We start from the raw sequence: 16949 nt of genomic DNA, 5'->3' as shown, positions 1-16949 counted from the left end.
CTTGCGAGCAAGACTCACCGCGGAATGTCCGCTGGACGCAGTCTTGCGTAGCTCAGCTACGCAAGCAGCAGTCACAGGTGGCGCGGCACTCAAACGAGCGCAGCGCCGAATGCGCAGTACCTAACGAAGACGGTAAAAAGCATGAATCTTCACGAGTATCAGGGTAAGCAGCTGTTCGCTGAATACGGCCTGCCAGTTTCCACTGGTTACGCAGTAGACACCCCGGAAGCAGCAGCAGAAGCTTGCGACAAAATCGGCGGCAGCGAGTGGGTTGTCAAAGCCCAGGTCCACGCCGGTGGTCGCGGTAAAGCGGGCGGCGTCAAGCTGGTTCGCAGCAAAGAAGACGCCAAAGCCTTCGCACAGCAGTGGCTGGGCAAGCGTCTGGTGACTTACCAGACTGACGCCAATGGCCAGCCAGTCACCAAGATCCTGGTTGAATCGTGCACTGATATCGCTAAAGAGCTGTACCTGGGCGCTGTCGTTGACCGTTCGAGCCGTCGCATCGTGTTCATGGCTTCCACCGAAGGTGGCGTGGACATCGAGAAAATCGCTCACGACACGCCAGAAAAAATTCTTAAAGCCACTATCGATCCACTGGTTGGCGCTCAGCCATTCCAGGGTCGCGAGCTGGCATTCCAGCTGGGTCTGGAAGGCAAGCAGGTTGCTCAGTTCGCCAAGATCTTCGTAGGTCTGGCCAAGCTGTTCAAGGATCACGACCTGGCTCTGCTGGAAGTGAACCCGCTGGTGATCAAGGCTGACGGCGATCTGCACTGCCTGGACGCCAAGATCAACATCGACGCCAACGCCATGTACCGTCAGCCTAAGCTGAAGACTTTCCACGATCCGTCGCAAGACGATCCGCGCGAAGCGCACGCTGCCAAGTTCGAACTGAACTACGTAGCACTGGAAGGCAACATCGGCTGCATGGTCAACGGTGCTGGCCTGGCCATGGGTACCATGGACATCGTCAACCTGCATGGCGGCAAGCCAGCCAACTTCCTCGACGTAGGTGGTGGCGCTACCAAAGAACGCGTAACTGAAGCGTTCAAGATCATTCTGTCCGACACCAACGTCGCTGCAGTACTGGTCAACATCTTCGGCGGCATCGTTCGCTGCGACATGATTGCCGAAGGCATCATCGGCGCTGTGAAAGAAGTCGGCGTGAAAATCCCGGTTGTTGTTCGCCTTGAAGGCAACAACGCTGAGCTGGGCGCTAAAGTACTGGCAGAAAGCGGTTTGAACATCATCGCTGCTACCAGCCTGACCGACGCTGCTCAACAAGTTGTCAAAGCTGCGGAGGGCAAATAATGAGCGTCCTGATCAATAAAGACACCAAAGTTATCTGCCAGGGTATTACCGGTTCGCAAGGTAGTTTCCACACCCAGCAAGCCATCGAATACGGCACCAAGATGGTTGGCGGCGTAACTCCTGGCAAAGGCGGCACCGAGCACCTGGGTCTGCCAGTGTTCAACACCGTTAAAGATGCAGTAGAAGCCACTGGCGCTACCGCCAGCGTGATCTACGTTCCGGCTCCTTTCTGCAAGGATTCGATCCTGGAAGCGGCATTCGGCGGCATCAAGCTGATCGTCTGCATCACCGAAGGCATTCCTACCCTGGACATGCTGGACGCTAAAGTTAAGTGCGACGAGCTGGGCGTAGTCCTGATCGGCCCTAACTGCCCAGGCGTTATCACTCCGGGCGAGTGCAAGATCGGCATCATGCCAGGTCACATTCACTTGCCAGGCAAGGTCGGTATCGTTTCGCGTTCCGGCACCCTGACCTACGAAGCTGTGAAGCAGACCACTGACGCCGGTTTCGGTCAGTCGACTTGCGTCGGCATCGGTGGTGACCCGATCCCGGGTTCGAACTTCATCGACATCCTGAAGCTGTTCCAGGAAGACCCGAAGACCGAAGCGATCGTGATGATCGGTGAGATCGGCGGTTCGGCTGAAGAAGAAGCGGCTGCCTACATCAAGGCACACGTAACCAAGCCGGTTGTTTCCTACATCGCTGGTGTGACTGCTCCTCCGGGCAAGCGCATGGGCCATGCTGGCGCAATCATCTCTGGCGGCAAAGGCACTGCAGACGAGAAATTCGCTGCGCTGCAAGACGCAGGTGTTAAAACCGTGCGTTCGCTGGCAGACATCGGCAAGGCCCTGGCCGAGCTGACTGGTTGGGCTGTCAAGTAAGCCTCGCGCTTAACTGACGCTTCACCAAACAAAGGCCACCTTCGGGTGGCCTTTGTCGTTTCTGGCACCTGCGTCATCAGTGATATCGCTTTCGCGAGCAAGCTCGCTCCCACATTTGTACGCATTCCCAAGTGGGAGCGAGCTTGCTCGCGAAGGCGATTTATAGACATCTACCCAATTACATGCAAAAACGCGACACGGAAACGTCGCGTATCGGATAGTTCGCCCTCTAACAGTGCGTTCGCGGGCCAAATTCGTTAGGCTAGCAGCCATTTTTGCGTCTGCCGCCCACAAGGCATGCAACGCGCTTTAAGGGTCAGTCCCATACGGATCGACAGCATTTCCCTAATTACACAGGGCAATCCCCCTCTAAATTCCGATTCAGTAGTGTGGTATTACCTTAATGAAAGTTTTGAAAGGTCAGGACATCCTGGCACTTGGTTTTATGACGTTTGCTCTGTTCGTTGGGGCTGGCAACATCATTTTCCCGCCGATCGTTGGCTTGCAGGCCGGACCTCACGTCTGGATGGCCGCGCTGGGCTTCCTGATCACCGCGGTCGGTCTGCCGGTGATCACTGTCGTTGCACTGGCCAAGGTCGGTGGGGCGATGGATGCGCTGAGCAGTCCGATCGGCAAGATTGCCGGCGGCATTCTCGCGGCTGCGTGCTACCTGGCGGTCGGCCCGTTGTTCGCCACCCCGCGCACCGCGACCGTGTCGTTTGAAGTCGGTCTCGCACCGCTGACCGGCGAGAGTCCGCTGGCGCTGTTCCTCTACAGCTCGGTGTACTTCCTGCTGGTGTTCTTCATCTCGCTCTACCCTGGGCGTTTGCTGGACACCGTTGGCCGTTTCCTTGCGCCGCTGAAGATCATCGCACTGGCGGTACTCGGCATCGCCGCATTCGCCCTGCCGGCGGGTGATATCGGCCATGGCACGCCAGAATACGTGGCAGCACCGTTCTCCCAGGGCTTCATCAATGGTTACCTGACCATGGATACCCTCGGGGCGCTGGTGTTCGGCATCGTCATCGTTAACGCGATCCGCTCCCGTGGCGTCGAGTCGCCGGCGCTGATCACCCGTTATGCGATCATCGCTGGCCTGATCGCCGGTGTCGGTCTGGCGCTGGTGTATGTCAGCCTGTTCCGCCTCGGTTCCGGCAGCCACGAAGTAGCGGCGGGCGCAACCAATGGCGCGGCGGTATTGCACGCTTACGTGCAGCACACCTTCGGTTCGCTGGGCAGCGGTTTCCTTGCCGTACTGATCTCGCTGGCGTGTCTGGTGACGGCGGTCGGTCTGACCTGTGCTTGCGCTGAATACTTCAGCCGAGTGCTGCCACTGTCCTACAAGACCTTGGTGATCATTCTGGCGGCGTTCTCGCTGCTGGTGTCCAACCTGGGCCTGACCAAGCTGATCGCATTCTCGATTCCGGTGCTGACCGCGATCTATCCGCCGTGCATCGTGCTGGTGGCGTTGAGCTTCTGCAAAGACTTCTGGCATGAGCACGGCCGGATTCTCGGCCCGGTGATGCTGGTGTCGTTCGTGTTCGGCACCATCGACGCGCTGAAAGGCGCTGGTCTGGCCGGCTGGATGCCATCGCAACTGTCGCACCTGCCGCTGAGCGAGCAGGGCCTGGCATGGCTGGTGCCGTGCGTGATGACCCTGGTGGTCGCAGTCGTTTGCGATCGCCTGCTGGGCAAGCGCAGCGAAGCGGTTGCCTGACGTTGTCTGACCCGCCACAAGCGGGTCCTCAAGGCTTAAACAGAAATGCCCCGTATCAATCGATACGGGGCATTTTTTATGCGCGTCAGGCAGTGTCTTTTTCCCTAAGCTAACGTCGAAGGGTTGCCGAAGTCCTAATGTGGGAGCGAGCCTGCTCGCGAAAGCGTTGTGTCAACAGCCATCAATGTTGCGTGATACGCCGCTTTCGTCGGAACGCCGCCCGGAGCAGGCTCGCTCCCACAGGTAGCATCCATACTCCACAGGGAATTGCATGTCGTTCATCCAAGCCAACCTGATCCACCTGCTCGCCGCCATCTGGTTTGTCATCTGCTGGGGCGGCTATACCCGTTATGCCTCCTGGAAGGGCCGCGACACGGCGTGCCTGGCCAGCGTGCTGCACCTGTACCGCGAAGACTGGATGCGCCGCATGCTGCTGCGTGACAACCGTATCGCCGACGCCAGCGTGATCGGCAACCTTGAGCGCAACGCTTCGTTCTTCGCCTCGAGCACGCTGATTATCCTCGCCGGTATTCTCACCGTGCTTGGCGCGTCCGAGCGGGCAGTGTCGTTGCTGGCAGACATTCCGATGGTGCAACAGGCGTCACAGGGCATGTCGGAAATCAAGTTGCTGTGTCTGGCGATGGTGTTCGTCTACGCGTTTTTCACCTTCAGTTGGTGTATGCGGCAGTACAACTTCGCGGCCGTGTTGGTTGGCTCGGCGCCGATGATCGGTGAGCGACATGTCTCCGAACAGGAGCGCAAGGCGTTCGCTGCGCGGGCGGCGCGGGTAATATCGATGGCGGCTAACCAGTTCAACTTCGGGCTGCGCTCTTACTACTTCGGCATGACCATGCTGGCGTGGTTTGTCAGCCCTTGGTTGTTCATGCTGATGAGCGCCGGGGTGGTATTGGTTTTGTACCGTCGCGAGTTTCATTCCGACGTTCTCGATGTCATGGTCTATACCCCTACAGAAGCCCCCATTCCCGAGACAAACAAAGAGGTCGCTTGATGAGTATTCCGTTCTGGTGTGTGTTTATCAGTGCGTTGTTGATTTACATCGCGCGTATGCCGGTGGGCAAGGCGATGAAAGAGCAGGGGGGGTACAACAATCACCTGCCGCGCCAGCAGCAGGCGCAACTGACCGGTTACGGTGCGAGGGCGCTGGCGGCTCACCAGAACAGTATCGAAGCTTTCATCCTGTTCGCAGTCGGTGTGTTGATGGCGCACACCACGCAAACGGCAGGCTGGCTGATCGATACATTGGCGATCATCTTCGTGATCGCGCGGATCCTCTACTTGTGGTTCTATCTGGCCGATCTGTCCAAGCTGCGCAGTCTGGTATGGCTAGTTGGTTTAGTCTGTTCGCTGTTGCTAATGATTAGTCCGACTTTTAGAACTGTCTTGCTCTAAGCCGAGCGTGCCGCTAAATCGCAGGCAAAAGAAAACCCGCACTTGGCGGGTTTTCTTTTTTCTGCAGCAAAAAGCGGATTATTGCTTCTTGGCAGCTTCTTCTTGTGCAGCAGCGTTCGATTCAGCCTGAGCTTTGGCAGCTTCGGCGTTTTCTTTCGCAGCGTCGTTCACTTTATCCTGAGCTTTGTTCATGTCTTGCTGAGCTTGTTCAGCATGTTGGTTGGCATCTTGAGCTTTGTCCTCGGATTTTTTATCGCAAGCAGCGAGACCGAGGGAAGCGGTCAACATCAAGGCAATAGCAAAAGTCTTACGCATGGGGTGTTTCTCCTTATGGAAAATAACTACTGGCCTTAAGAACTCGACGCCACAGGTTAAGTTCCTCATTTCTTTCAGATATATAAGTTTGTTTTTACACGGAACTTTTGCTGTATTGCTTACTACTGGCAAAAGGCTCTAACGAGAGTAATTATCAAATGGCCGAAAACCCCGTTTTTGAGCGTGCGACGCGATTTCTATCAGCGTTGCGTCACTGTCAGGTATTGGGTTTGCAGGTGCACAGCGCCTCGAGCGAAGGGCTGACCGTGATCCTGCCGTACAGCCCACAAATCGTCGGCAACCCCGAAACCGGCGTGATCCATGGGGGCGCCATTACTTCATTGATGGACACGGCCTGCGGGATGTCGACGTTGTGCGTGCTGCCGGAATTCGAGGTGTGCCCGACCCTCGACCTGCGCATCGACTACATGCACGCCGCCGAGCCGAACAAGGATGTGTATGGCTTCGCCCAGTGCTATCGCGTGACGACCAATGTGATCTTCGCCCGTGGCTTCGCTTACCAGGATGATCCCGAGCAACCCATCGCCCATGTGGTCGGCACTTTCATGCGCATGGGCAAAGGCCTTAAAGGCACTAAAGGTTTCGGCGGCGCGATCAAGGGAGAAAGTCGGTGAGCGAAGACCTCAAGCAACAACTGCAACAGGCCCATGCAGAGGGTGATTACGCGCCGTTGCTGAAACTGATCCCATACGCAGGCTTGATCGGCATTGAATGCTCGCGAGTCGGCGATGAACTGTTGTTCAAGCTGCCGGCGAACAAGGACAACATTGGTAACCCATTATTGCCGGCAATTCATGGCGGGGTGATTGCCGGATTCATGGAGCTGGCCGCTGCCCTGCATCTGTTGATTTTCACCGGCGCGCCCGGCGTGCCGAAGATCATCGACTTCTCCCTCGATTACTTGCGTGCCGGGCAATTCCGCGATACCTGGGCCAAGTGTCAGGTCTGCCGCCAGGGCCGGCGCGTCGCCAACGTCGCGATCACTGCCTGGCAAAGCACCGAAAGCGAACCGATTGCAACTGCACGTGCGCACTTCAAAATCGATGAGCCCTTGAAATCCTGAACAGCGCCCCAAACTCACAAGACAACCCGCCGCCGACCATTTCGGGTCGCGGCCACTGCCATCTGATTGGAGTTTGATGACCATGAGTGTGGAAACTCAAAAGGAAACCCTGGGCTTCCAGACCGAGGTGAAGCAGCTGCTGCACCTCATGATCCATTCGCTGTATTCCAACAAGGAAATCTTCCTTCGCGAATTGATCTCGAACGCCTCTGACGCTGTCGACAAGCTGCGCTTCGAAGCCCTGGCCAAGCCAGAGTTGCTCGAAGGTGGCGCTGATCTGAAAATCCGTGTGAGTTTCGACAAGGACGCCAAGACCGTCACCCTCGAAGACAACGGTATCGGCATGAACCGTGACGATGTGATCACCCACTTGGGTACCATCGCCAAATCGGGCACTGCCGATTTCATGAAGAATCTCTCGGGCGATCAGAAGAAAGATTCGCACCTGATCGGCCAGTTCGGTGTGGGCTTTTACTCCGCCTTCATCGTTGCCGACCAGGTTGATGTGTACAGCCGTCGCGCCGGCACCCCGGCCAGCGAAGGTGTGCACTGGTCGTCGAAAGGCGAGGGCGAGTTCGAAGTCGCCACCATCGAAAAACCAGAGCGTGGTACCCGCATCGTCCTGCACCTGAAAGCTGCAGAAGACGAATTCGCTGATGGCTGGCGTCTGCGCAACATCATCAAGAAGTACTCCGACCACATCGCTTTGCCGATCGAGCTGCCGAAAGAAGCTGTAGCTGCCGAAGGCGAAGAGGCTCCGGCCGTTGAATGGGAAACCGTCAACCGCGCCAGCGCCCTGTGGACCCGTCCGCGCACTGAGGTGAAGGACGAGGAATACCAGGAGTTCTACAAGCACATCGCTCACGACTTTGAAAACCCGCTGGCCTGGAGCCACAACAAAGTCGAAGGCAAGCTCGAATACAGCTCGCTGCTGTACGTACCGGCCCGCGCACCGTTCGACTTGTACCAGCGTGAAGCGCCGAAAGGTCTGAAGCTGTACGTGCAACGCGTGTTCGTCATGGATCAGGCCGAGTCGTTCCTGCCGCTGTACCTGCGCTTCATCAAAGGCGTGGTCGATTCCAACGACCTGTCGCTGAACGTATCGCGTGAAATCCTGCAGAAAGACCCGATCATCGACTCGATGAAGACCGCGCTGACCAAGCGCGTGCTCGACATGCTGGAAAAACTGGCGAAGAACGAGCCTGAGCAATACAAAGGCTTCTGGAAGAACTTCGGTCAGGTCATGAAAGAAGGCCCGGCAGAAGACTTCGCCAACAAAGAGAAAATTGCCGGTCTGCTGCGTTTCGCATCGACCAACGGCGACGATGGCGAGCAGATCGTCGGTCTGGCTGACTACCTGGCACGCGCCAAGGAAGGTCAGGACAAGATCTACTACCTCACCGGCGAAACCTACGCGCAGGTCAAGAACAGCCCGCACCTGGAAGTCTTCCGCAAGAAAGGCATCGAAGTGCTGCTGCTGACCGACCGTATCGACGAGTGGCTGATGAGCTACCTCAGCGAATTCGACGGCAAGACCTTTGTCGACGTGGCACGCGGTGATCTCGATCTGGGCAACCTGGACTCGGAAGAGGACAAGAAAGCCGCAGAAGAAGTCGCCAAGTCGAAAGAAGGTCTGGTTGAGCGTCTGAAAACCGCGCTGGGCGATTCCGTGGCTGAAGTACGGGTTTCCCATCGTCTGACCGATTCGCCGGCGATTCTGGCCATCGGCGAGCAAGATCTGGGTCTGCAAATGCGCCAGATCCTCGAAGCCAGCGGGCAGAAGGTGCCGGATTCGAAGCCGATCTTCGAATTCAACCCAAGCCACCCGCTGATCGAGAAGCTCGATGGCGAGCAGAGCGAAGAGCGTTTTGGCGACCTGTCGCACATCCTCTTCGATCAGGCAGCATTGGCTGCTGGCGACAGCTTGAAGGATCCGGCCGCTTATGTGCGCCGTCTGAACAAGCTGCTGGTTGAGCTGTCGGTTTAACCAAGTCGTAGAAAAACCCGCTTCGGCGGGTTTTTTCATTCTGGTGTTTAACAAATCAGGAGTCAGAAATGAGCCAAGTCACTGTACGTTCCGTGGTCTATCAGATTGACGGCCAACCTTATGAAGGTCGCCTGGCGTTCGACGCCGAGCACAAAGGTGCGCGTCCGGGTTTGTTGATGGCGCCGAACTGGATGGGTGTCAGCGCTGGTGCCGAAGAAATCGCCAAGTCGGTGGCGGCCGAGGGCTACGTGGTGTTGATTGCTGACGTTTACGGTCAGGCTGTGCGTCCGCAGAACGCTGATCAGGCGGGCGCGGCGATGATGCCGTTGAAGGATGACCGTGCGCTGCTGCGCAAGCGTATGCAGGCGGCGTTCGAGCAGTTGCAGAAGCAGGGTGACGCGGCGGTTGATACTTCGAAACTGGCAGTATTCGGTTTCTGCTTCGGCGGTTGCTGTGCGCTGGATCTGGCGCGCACTGGCGCGCCGGTGAAGGCTGCGGTGTCGTTCCACGGTACGCTGGACTCGCCGAATCCTGCTGATGCGCAGAACATCAAAGGCTCGGTGCTGGTGTTGCACGGTGCTGCCGATCCGTTGGTGCCGAAAGAGCAATTGCCGGCGTTTGAAGACGAGATGAACGCGGCAAATGTCGACTGGCAACTGCTGAGCTACGGCGGTGCGGTGCACTCGTTTACTGACCCGCACGCGAATGTGCCGGGCAAGATGATGTACGACGCGAAGACCGCCAAGCGTGCGTTCAAATCGATGCATGATTTGCTGGATGAAGTGTTCAAGGGCTGAAGCCTGAAAAGCAAAAGCCCCTCACCCTAACCCTCTCCCGGAGGGAGAGGGGACTGATTGGGGGATGCTCAAGGACAATGCCGACCTGATAGCGCATTACCGAATCCATAATCGATAAGGTCTTTCAGGTCGGCGTATAACCTGAGACCACTCGGTCGGCCCCCTCTCCCTCCGGGAGAGGGCTGGGGTGAGGGTAGCTTTTCAGCGTGGTAATTCAATCCGCTCAACTTCCCCCTGCACCGTCGGCCAATCGCCCGCCGCCCATTTACGCCGCGCTTCATCGATCGCCGCCGGATCGCTCGCGACAAAATTCCAGTTGATTCGCCGAGGCCCGTCCAGTGCCGCGCCGCCAAACACCACCGCGTGCACATCGCTTTCGGCAAACAGGCTCATCTCTTCCCCAGCCGGCAACACGACCAGCGCATGCGGCTCAATCGCCTCGCCATTCAACTGAGCATCCCCACTCAGTACATAAACCGCCCGTTCTTCATGCTCGGTCGGAATCAGCAAAGTGGTGGCCGTTTGCATCTTCACTTCTGCATACAACGTAGGAGAAAGCACCGGCACCGGCGATTCCAGGCAAAAGCCTGACCCGGCAATCATCCGGATCTGTACGCCGAGGTTATCGCTGACCGGCAAGGTCGCCGCCGGGTGATGGCTGTAATGCCCCGGACCTTGTTCATGGTCCTTGGGCGATGCCAGCCAGATCTGCAAACCGTGCATCGTGAAACTCTGGTCCCACAACGGCTCAGGCGTGCGTTCAACGTGAGCAATCGCGCTGCCAGCGGTCATCCAGCTGACGTCGCCGGCACTGACTACCTGATCGGAGCCAAGGCTGTCCTTATGCTGGATCTGCCCTTCAAACAAATACGTGAGCGTCGACAGACCGATGTGCGGATGCTGTCGGATGTTCATGCCTTTGCCCGTCGGATAAACCGTCTCGAGCATGTGGTCAAAAAACACGAAAGGCCCGACGCTGCGGCATTTTGCTGACGGCAACGGGCGCAGAATCGGCTGGCCTTCGACGTCTTCGGCGCGCGGGCGGATGATCAGAGGTTGCGTGTCCATGGTGCATTCCAGGCTGAGCGGGTGATGCCAGAAGCATAACCCGCCGCTGGCATGAGGAGGATTACTGGCTATCGAAGCCTTGCGGAGCGTGGGTTTCGATGCTGACGTCGGTGGTGGTCATCAGCTTGTGAATCGGGCAGCGGTCGGCGACGCGCAGCAATTCCTCGCGCTGGGCGTCGGTGAGTACGCCTTTTAGGGTGAGAGTGACGTGCAGGACGTATTTGCCTTTTTGTTCTTCGCTGTTATCGCGTTTGACGTCGACCCCGACGCCGGTCAGCGGAATGTCTTTCTTCTTCGCGTACATCTTCAGGGTCAGGGCTTTGCAGGCGCCGAGGGCCGCATCGAAATAATCGTGCGGCTCAGGCGCCGAGCCTTCGCCTCCGGCAGATTTCGGTACGTCGGCAAACAGTTCGTGATCATCAATCTGTACGGTGTGACGGAAACCTTCAGCGGAGACGGTATTGACGGTAACGGTCATGGGAACCTCACTGGCAGTAGGAAAAGTCGTTCGATCAAAAAGGACCTTGCAGTTATAGAGCATTCCCACCGGTACGCGTTCCACTTTCCTGTGGGATGAACCCTTGTCGTCAGGGCGGGGTCTAGGCTATGCCTACTTCCTGGAGATTACTTGTGTCCCTGTATCGTTTGAGTCTTGCCTGTTTTTTGGTAATTGCCGGCAACGTCAGCGCCCGCGAATACACCTACAGCGATGCGCACCTGCATTACGTGGATTTTTTCCAGGAAAGCGCAGGCATGGCGAAATTGCTGACAGCCATGCAGGACAATTCCATCGAGCATGTGATGATTTCCGGCATTCCGGTCGCCAAGAAGTGGCATGAGGACGAACCCAAGCGTCCGCGCTATTACGCAGGTGATGATGCCGATGCCTATTGGTACAGTGCGACCGACGTGATCGTTGCCGATGCGGTGCAGAAACTGCCAGTCGAGAAACGTCCCTACTTTCATCCGTTCCTCTCGGGCTTCAACCCCAACGACAAGAACTCCGCCGCGCACATCCAGCGCATGCTCGATCTCTATCCGGGGCTGTGGCAGGGCATCGGCGAGGTGTTCACCCGGCATGATGACCTCACGGCGCTGACGTCCGGCGATACGCCGCGCGCCAACAACGAAGCCATGACCAAGATCTATCATCTGGCCGCCGAGAACGATCTGCCGGTGATGCTGCATTCCAACATCACCTCCAAGCGTGAGAAAAATCCGCTCTACCTGAAGGAAATCGAAGAACCGCTGCGTAATCACCCGCACACCCGATTCATCTGGGCACACGCCGGGACCAGCGCGGAGATTCATCGACATCAGACCCAGCTGACATTCCTGCTGCCGACCCTGACGCGCATGCTTGAGGCGTATCCCAATCTTTTTATAGATCTGTCATGGAGCATGCTCACGCCGTATCTGCTGGATGAGCAGGGTAAACCGCGACCGGAATGGCTGGCGTTGGTCGAGAAATACCCCGAACGCTTCATGCTTGGCTCCGATGTGGTGGGACGTTTCAATAAACTCGGTCAGGAAATGCACAGCTTCAAGCCGTTCCTCGATGCGCTGCCGGAGAACATTGCGCGAAAGATCGCGAGAGATAACTTCTTGGCTATCTTGCCGCGAACGGTGTTCAAGTCCGGCAAAACCACGCTGAATCGTTAATGCCGACAGTTCGAAGGATCAAGGCCTTTTGATATCGCCTTTTCGTCTTACGCAAATTTTCACCGGGCCGATACCTTCTAAAGCAACCAGCTGCAGGGTTGATGCAGCGCTTTTGGAAGGAACCAGAGCAATGAGTATCCGTAGTCTCAATATTGCCCCGCGCGCCGGCCTCGGTTTCGGCTTGTTGGCGTTGATGGTATTTGCCTTGGGCGCGTTCGCCCTGCTGCAAATGTCGAACATGCGCGCGCAGTCAGACGAGGTTGATAACAATTGGCTGCCGAGTGTCATGGCGGTCGGTGAGATGAGTCAGGACATGCTGCGCCTGCGCGCATTGACCATGCGCCTGTTGCTCAATCGGGATCCGCAGGCGCTCGAACAGAACGTTGCCAAACTCAATGAACTACGCGGCGTGCTCAGTGAAGCCCAGCAGCGATATGACGTGCTGATCGTACTGCCCGAGGAGCGCAAGCTGTTCGACCGCTTCAAGGTTGCCGAGCACCAGTATCTGGAGTTTCAGGCACAGGTGATGCAGTTGTCGGCGCAGAATCGGGTCGAGGAGGCCGCGACCATTCTCAATGGTCAGATGAGTCCCTTGGCCGATGAAATCGCAGTGCTTTTGCGCGAGCTGGTTGAGCTGAATAAACACAATGCCAATCTCGCCACCGAAGCAGCGCGGCTGGTGTTTACCAATTCGCGGGTTTGGGTCGGGGTGATGATCGGCGTTACCGCGCTGATCACCATAGGCCTGGCCCTGCTGCTGACGCGCAGCATCGTGCTGCCGCTGGCGCAATCGCTGGGTGTCGCCGAGGTGGTGGCCGGTGGTGATCTGACTGGCGATATCAGCATCAGTGGCAAGGACGAGCCGGCGCGACTGCTGCACGCACTCAAGAGCATGCAGCACAACCTGCGCGACACGATTCGGCAAATCTCCGAGTCCTCCAGCCAGTTGGCCTCGGCGTCGGAGGAGCTGAGTTGCGTCACGGAAGACGCTACGCGCGGGTTGCACCAGCAGAGCCTGGAAATCGAACAGGCGGCTACGGCGGTCAATCAGATGACGGCCGCAGTGGAGGAAGTGGCAAGCAATGCCGTGGCCACCTCCGAGGCGTCTCGTGAATCCGATCGCATTGCCCAGCATGGCCGCGAGCAGGTGCATCAAACGGTGCTGTCCATTGAGTCGCTGGCCGATGATGTGACAGCCAATGCGAGTCAGGTGGAAGATCTGGCGCAGAAGGTCTACAGCATCAGCAAAGTGCTGGATGTGATTCGTTCGATTGCCGAGCAGACCAATCTGCTCGCTTTGAATGCTGCGATTGAGGCGGCGCGGGCCGGTGATGCCGGGCGCGGTTTTGCCGTGGTGGCGGATGAGGTGCGGGCGTTGGCCCATCGCACGCAGCAGTCGACCCAGGAAATCGAGCAGATGATTGGCGGCATTCAGCAGGGCACCGATTCGGCGGTCAGTTCGATGCAGCAGAGTAATGTGCGCGCGCGTTCGACGCTGGAGCTGGCCAAGGCTGCCGGGACTGCACTTGAAGAGATCGCCTCGGCATTCACGCTGATTAACGAGCGTAATCTGGTGATCGCCAGTGCCTCGGAGGAGCAAGCGGCGGTGGCGCGCGAGGTGGATCGCAATCTGATGAACATCCGCGATCTGGCGATGCAGACCTCGGCGGGTGCCAATCAGACCAGTGCGGCGAGTCAGGAGTTGTCGCGGTTGGCGGTGGATTTGAACAGCATGGTGGCGAAGTTTTCGGTTTGAGTTTCGCCTTCAAAAGCCCCTCACCCTAGCCCTCTCCCAGAGGGAGAGGGGACCGACCGTGCGATGCTTTGTATATAAGTCGACCTGAAACTGCCTGGGTGAATCCATAATCGACTCGATCATGCAGGTCGATGCATGGCGCCAGACAACTCGGTCGGCTCCCTCTCCCTCGGGAGAGGGCTGGGGTGAGGGGCGAGCCAGGCACAAATCTCCAATCCAGCAGACAAAAAAAGCCCCGCTTTCGCGAGGCTCTTTGATGTAGTGGCGGATCAGCTGCCTTTAACGGTTTTGCCGTTGACGGTGCCGTCCTGGAGCATGATGTTGTACTCCTTGCCGTCGGTTTCAACCTGTTGCAGGCGAACCAGCAGGTAATCCCAGTCCTTGGCGAACCACAGCACGGTGGTGCGCTTGCTTTGTGTCGGGTCGCGTACGCGCTCGACCTTGATCGCATCGATCTTGCCAGCCTTGGTCTCGACTTTTTCCGAGCCCAGCACGCGGAAGTCGTAGGTATCGACCTCACCATCATCGACCACTTGATAACTCATGGTCTTCTTGCCAGCAGCGACGTCATGCTGCAGCGCCAGCTGATAGGTGGACTTGTCGACCATGCCACGGTTCAACGGGATTTTCACCGCGTCGCCACGGTCGGTGCCGGTGACCATTTTGCTGTTCCAGTCGAAATCCAGATCAGCCTTTTTCGCTTTGCCCAGACCACCACGTTCAAAGTGGTAGGACTGCGGCAGCAAAGTGTCCTTGTCCAGGGTCAGGGTGCTTTCTTCCGTCAGGCTGGCGATCATCATCGAGGCCTTGAAGCTGAGCTTCCAGACACCGTTGGCTTCCTTGACCAGGCTGCGCTCGGCAGTGCCGCTCATAGGCAACTGCTTCCAGTCGGCGGTGTAGCTGGCGGAGAACGGTTGAAGGTCCGCTGCCTGCGCGAAAGGCAGGGCGAGCAGAGCGCAAGCGAAGAGCAGGGCGCGACGCATAATATCTCCTAGTTTCGAATCAAGTGGCCGCTGGCCGCGAGTAACTGTCCGTCGAGTAAAGCACCGTGCTCACCGAGTGCCAGTCTGCCCTCGGCGAACCAGCGAACTGCCATCGGGTAGATCAGGTGTTCCTGAACGTGTACTCGCTGCGCCAGACTCTGCGGCGTGTCGTGCAACTCTACCGGTAATACTGCTTGTACGACCAGTGGTCCGCCATCGAGTTCCTCGGTGACGAAGTGCACGGAGCAGCCATGCTCAGTGTCACCGGCCTCCAGCGCGCGCTGATGAGTGTGTAACCCTTTGTATTTGGGTAGCAGCGACGGGTGGATGTTGAGCAGGCGACCCTGGTAGTGGCGAACGAAATCAGCGCTGAGAATGCGCATGAAGCCGGCCAGCACCACAAGTTTCGGATTGAATTCGTCGATCAGTTCGATCAGAGCAGCATCGAAGGCCTCGCGACCTTCGAATGCCTTGTGATCCAGCGAGCGGGTAGCGATACCCGCGTCACTGGCGCGTTGCAGGCCGTAGGCGTCGGCGCGATTGGAAATCACTGCAGCGATGCGGACCGGGTTGTCGCCGGTCCGCGTGCTGTCGATCAGAGCCTGCAAGTTACTGCCGGTGCCGGACAACAGCACCACGACATTACAGGTTGCGGACATTAATGAGCCTTAAGGTTCTGCAGATCAACCTGGGCAGCGCCTTCAGCGGCAGCAGCGATCTGGCCGATGACCCAAGGCTGCTCGCCAGCGTCACGCAGGGTGTTCAGCGCAACTTCTACGTGCTCCTGAGCCACGCAGATGACCATGCCGACGCCGCAGTTCAGCACGCGGTGCATCTCGGTCTCGTCAACGTTGCCTTTTTCTTGCAGCCAGTCGAACACGGCAGGGCGAGTCCAGCTAGCCACGTCAACCACGGCCTGAGCGCCTTTTGGCAGAACGCGCGGGATGTTGTCGAGCAGGCCGCCACCGGTGATGTGGGCCATGGCTTTGACGGCGCCGGTGTCTTTGATCAGCTTGAGCAGCGGCTTCACGTAGATGCGGGTCGGGGCCATCAGCAGGTCGGTCAGCGGTTTGCCGTCGAGCTGGATGTTTTCGATGTCGGCGCCGGAAACTTCGATGATCTTGCGGATCAGCGAGTAGCCGTTGGAGTGCGGGCCGGACGATGGCAGCGCGATCAGCGCGTCACCGGTGGCGACTTTCGAGCCGTCGATGATTTCCGATTTTTCCACGACGCCGACGCAGAAGCCGGCCAGGTCGTAGTCTTCGCCTTCGTACATGCCTGGCATTTCAGCGGTTTCACCGCCGACCAGCGAGCAACCCGACAGTTCGCAGCCAGCGCCTATGCCGGTGACAACCTGGGCAGCGGTGTCGACATTGAGTTTGCCGGTGGCGTAGTAGTCGAGGAAGAACAGTGGCTCGGCGCCGCACACCACGAGGTCGTTGACGCACATGGCAACCAGGTCGATGCCGATGCTGTCGTGCTTGTTCAGGTTCAGCGCCAGACGCAGCTTGGTGCCAACGCCGTCGGTGCCGGACACCAGCACTGGCTGCTTGTAGCCGGCCGGGATTTCGCAGAGGGCGCCGAAACCGCCCAGGCCGCCCATGACTTCCGGGCGCGCAGTGCGCTTGGCGACGCTCTTGATGCGTTCGACCAATGCTTCACCGGCGTCGATGTCTACACCGGCGTCCTTGTAGCTCAGGGAGGGTTGCTTGCTCATGATCCAGGCCTTTAGGGGAGGGGATTCAGGGGTAACGACCGAGTTCAGCGGGAACTTCGAAATCGTGGGGGCGATGGCCTCACGCGAGTTTCGAGGTGCCCGGCTGTTGCCGGTCTGCGAAGGCGCGCGATTTTATCAGGCTTGAGGGGCAGCGGCCATCCTCGCACCGACGGGCAGGGCCATATCAGCGGAAATTTTTTGCAATTGAGGTGTATGAACGCCTGTATAAGGTGGGGCGATTAACCGTCTATCGTTATCACTGTG

At 58.0% G+C, this 16949-nt stretch carries 17 protein-coding genes; 11 read left to right on the top strand and 6 right to left on the bottom strand.

All coding sequences use genetic code 11. From position 1 onward, the window contains the following. The first annotated feature begins 141 nt into the window (after window positions 1-141). The 5 genes from sucC (at window position 142) to F8N44_RS05800 (ending at window position 5316) form a co-directional block, all read left to right on the top strand. Complete coding sequence (sucC, locus tag F8N44_RS05820; RefSeq protein WP_007919879.1) at window positions 142-1308, top strand: ADP-forming succinate--CoA ligase subunit beta; 1167 nt, start codon at window positions 142-144, stop codon at window positions 1306-1308. Next, entirely contained in the window at window positions 1308-2189 is an 882-nt protein-coding gene (gene sucD, locus F8N44_RS05815) for a succinate--CoA ligase subunit alpha (RefSeq protein ID WP_008082972.1), read from the top strand. The genes sucC and sucD overlap by 1 nt, the downstream gene beginning before the upstream one ends. Window positions 2190-2592: 403 nt before the next feature. Continuing rightward, window positions 2593-3906, top strand: a complete 1314-nt coding sequence (gene brnQ / locus F8N44_RS05810; RefSeq protein ID WP_016987868.1) for a branched-chain amino acid transport system II carrier protein — start codon at window positions 2593-2595, stop codon at window positions 3904-3906. Between the two features lie 271 nt (window positions 3907-4177). Beyond that, window positions 4178-4915, top strand: a complete 738-nt coding sequence (locus F8N44_RS05805; protein ID WP_007919871.1) for a DUF599 domain-containing protein — start codon at window positions 4178-4180, stop codon at window positions 4913-4915. Then, entirely contained in the window at window positions 4915-5316 is a 402-nt protein-coding gene (locus tag F8N44_RS05800; protein WP_150649670.1) for an MAPEG family protein, read from the top strand. Before F8N44_RS05805 ends, F8N44_RS05800 begins: the two co-directional genes overlap by 1 nt. 78 nt (window positions 5317-5394) lie before the next feature. On the opposite strand, the gene F8N44_RS05795 is transcribed toward F8N44_RS05800, so the two are convergent. Beyond that, the gene (locus tag F8N44_RS05795; RefSeq protein WP_007919867.1) at window positions 5395-5631 is read right to left on the bottom strand and encodes a hypothetical protein; all 237 of its coding nucleotides are present in this window, start codon (window positions 5629-5631) and stop codon (window positions 5395-5397) included. 158 nt (window positions 5632-5789) lie between these two features. On the opposite strand from F8N44_RS05795, the gene F8N44_RS05790 reads away from it, so the two are divergent. From F8N44_RS05790 to F8N44_RS05775, 4 genes are all read left to right on the top strand, one after another. Further along, the gene (locus F8N44_RS05790) at window positions 5790-6266 is read left to right on the top strand and encodes a PaaI family thioesterase (RefSeq protein ID WP_150649669.1); all 477 of its coding nucleotides are present in this window, start codon (window positions 5790-5792) and stop codon (window positions 6264-6266) included. Then, entirely contained in the window at window positions 6263-6715 is a 453-nt protein-coding gene (locus tag F8N44_RS05785; protein WP_150649668.1) for a PaaI family thioesterase, read from the top strand. Before F8N44_RS05790 ends, F8N44_RS05785 begins: the two co-directional genes overlap by 4 nt. Before the next feature lie 82 nt (window positions 6716-6797). Further along, on the top strand, window positions 6798-8702 hold the full coding sequence (gene htpG, locus F8N44_RS05780; RefSeq protein WP_150649667.1) for a molecular chaperone HtpG: 1905 nt from the start codon (window positions 6798-6800) through the stop codon (window positions 8700-8702). Between the two features lie 68 nt (window positions 8703-8770). Then, window positions 8771-9499 (top strand): dienelactone hydrolase family protein, encoded by a 729-nt coding sequence (locus tag F8N44_RS05775; protein WP_150649666.1) that lies wholly within the window; start codon window positions 8771-8773, stop codon window positions 9497-9499. A 201-nt stretch (window positions 9500-9700) separates the two neighbouring features. Here F8N44_RS05775 and F8N44_RS05770 read toward each other — a convergent pair whose 3' ends face one another. Continuing rightward, window positions 9701-10567, bottom strand: coding sequence for a pirin family protein (locus F8N44_RS05770; protein WP_150649665.1), 867 nt, complete (start codon window positions 10565-10567; stop codon window positions 9701-9703). A gap of 61 nt (window positions 10568-10628) precedes the next feature. Beyond that, window positions 10629-11045, bottom strand: a complete 417-nt coding sequence (locus F8N44_RS05765) for an OsmC family protein (RefSeq protein ID WP_007919858.1) — start codon at window positions 11043-11045, stop codon at window positions 10629-10631. 152 nt (window positions 11046-11197) lie between these two features. Here F8N44_RS05765 and F8N44_RS05760 point away from each other — a divergent pair, with 152 nt between their 5' ends. Continuing rightward, the gene (locus F8N44_RS05760) at window positions 11198-12229 is read left to right on the top strand and encodes an amidohydrolase family protein (protein WP_412071503.1); all 1032 of its coding nucleotides are present in this window, start codon (window positions 11198-11200) and stop codon (window positions 12227-12229) included. Window positions 12230-12359: 130 nt separating this feature from the next. After that, window positions 12360-13985, top strand: coding sequence for a methyl-accepting chemotaxis protein (locus F8N44_RS05755; protein ID WP_150649663.1), 1626 nt, complete (start codon window positions 12360-12362; stop codon window positions 13983-13985). A 269-nt stretch (window positions 13986-14254) separates the two neighbouring features. Here F8N44_RS05755 and F8N44_RS05750 read toward each other — a convergent pair whose 3' ends face one another. From F8N44_RS05750 to purM, 3 genes are read right to left on the bottom strand one after another with little or no spacing between them, the layout of a single operon-like run. Next, complete coding sequence (locus F8N44_RS05750) at window positions 14255-14968, bottom strand: DUF3108 domain-containing protein (RefSeq protein WP_127926356.1); 714 nt, start codon at window positions 14966-14968, stop codon at window positions 14255-14257. Between the two features lie 8 nt (window positions 14969-14976). After that, window positions 14977-15627, bottom strand: a complete 651-nt coding sequence (purN, locus tag F8N44_RS05745; RefSeq protein WP_150649662.1) for a phosphoribosylglycinamide formyltransferase — start codon at window positions 15625-15627, stop codon at window positions 14977-14979. Continuing rightward, window positions 15627-16685, bottom strand: a complete 1059-nt coding sequence (purM, locus tag F8N44_RS05740) for a phosphoribosylformylglycinamidine cyclo-ligase (RefSeq protein WP_007919839.1) — start codon at window positions 16683-16685, stop codon at window positions 15627-15629. Before purM ends, purN begins: the two co-directional genes overlap by 1 nt. Window positions 16686-16949: the final 264 nt, after the last annotated feature.

This window comes from Pseudomonas fluorescens (genome assembly GCF_902497745.1).
In the GTDB taxonomy this organism is placed as follows: Bacteria; Pseudomonadota; Gammaproteobacteria; order Pseudomonadales; family Pseudomonadaceae; genus Aquipseudomonas; species Aquipseudomonas fluorescens_BM.
Note: the sequence above shows the minus strand (reverse complement) of the source record. Positions and strands in the feature narration are given on the sequence as shown.

Bases quoted from the DNA above. Each gene is read 5' to 3' on its own strand.
- F8N44_RS05805 (WP_007919871.1), top strand. From the start codon at position 4,178: ATGTCGTTCATCCAAGCCAACCTGATCCACCTGCTCGCCGCCATCTGG.
- F8N44_RS05770 (WP_150649665.1), bottom strand. From the start codon at position 10,567: ATGGACACGCAACCTCTGATCATCCGCCCGCGCGCCGAAGACGTCGAA.
- purM (WP_007919839.1), bottom strand. From the start codon at position 16,685: ATGAGCAAGCAACCCTCCCTGAGCTACAAGGACGCCGGTGTAGACATC.
- F8N44_RS05775 (WP_150649666.1), top strand. From the start codon at position 8,771: ATGAGCCAAGTCACTGTACGTTCCGTGGTCTATCAGATTGACGGCCAA.
- F8N44_RS05750 (WP_127926356.1), bottom strand. From the start codon at position 14,968: ATGCGTCGCGCCCTGCTCTTCGCTTGCGCTCTGCTCGCCCTGCCTTTC.
- brnQ (WP_016987868.1), top strand. From the start codon at position 2,593: ATGAAAGTTTTGAAAGGTCAGGACATCCTGGCACTTGGTTTTATGACG.
- purN (WP_150649662.1), bottom strand. From the start codon at position 15,627: ATGTCCGCAACCTGTAATGTCGTGGTGCTGTTGTCCGGCACCGGCAGT.
- F8N44_RS05755 (WP_150649663.1), top strand. From the start codon at position 12,360: ATGAGTATCCGTAGTCTCAATATTGCCCCGCGCGCCGGCCTCGGTTTC.
- sucD (WP_008082972.1), top strand. From the start codon at position 1,308: ATGAGCGTCCTGATCAATAAAGACACCAAAGTTATCTGCCAGGGTATT.
- F8N44_RS05790 (WP_150649669.1), top strand. From the start codon at position 5,790: ATGGCCGAAAACCCCGTTTTTGAGCGTGCGACGCGATTTCTATCAGCG.
- F8N44_RS05795 (WP_007919867.1), bottom strand. From the start codon at position 5,631: ATGCGTAAGACTTTTGCTATTGCCTTGATGTTGACCGCTTCCCTCGGT.
- htpG (WP_150649667.1), top strand. From the start codon at position 6,798: ATGAGTGTGGAAACTCAAAAGGAAACCCTGGGCTTCCAGACCGAGGTG.
- F8N44_RS05765 (WP_007919858.1), bottom strand. From the start codon at position 11,045: ATGACCGTTACCGTCAATACCGTCTCCGCTGAAGGTTTCCGTCACACC.
- F8N44_RS05800 (WP_150649670.1), top strand. From the start codon at position 4,915: ATGAGTATTCCGTTCTGGTGTGTGTTTATCAGTGCGTTGTTGATTTAC.
- sucC (WP_007919879.1), top strand. From the start codon at position 142: ATGAATCTTCACGAGTATCAGGGTAAGCAGCTGTTCGCTGAATACGGC.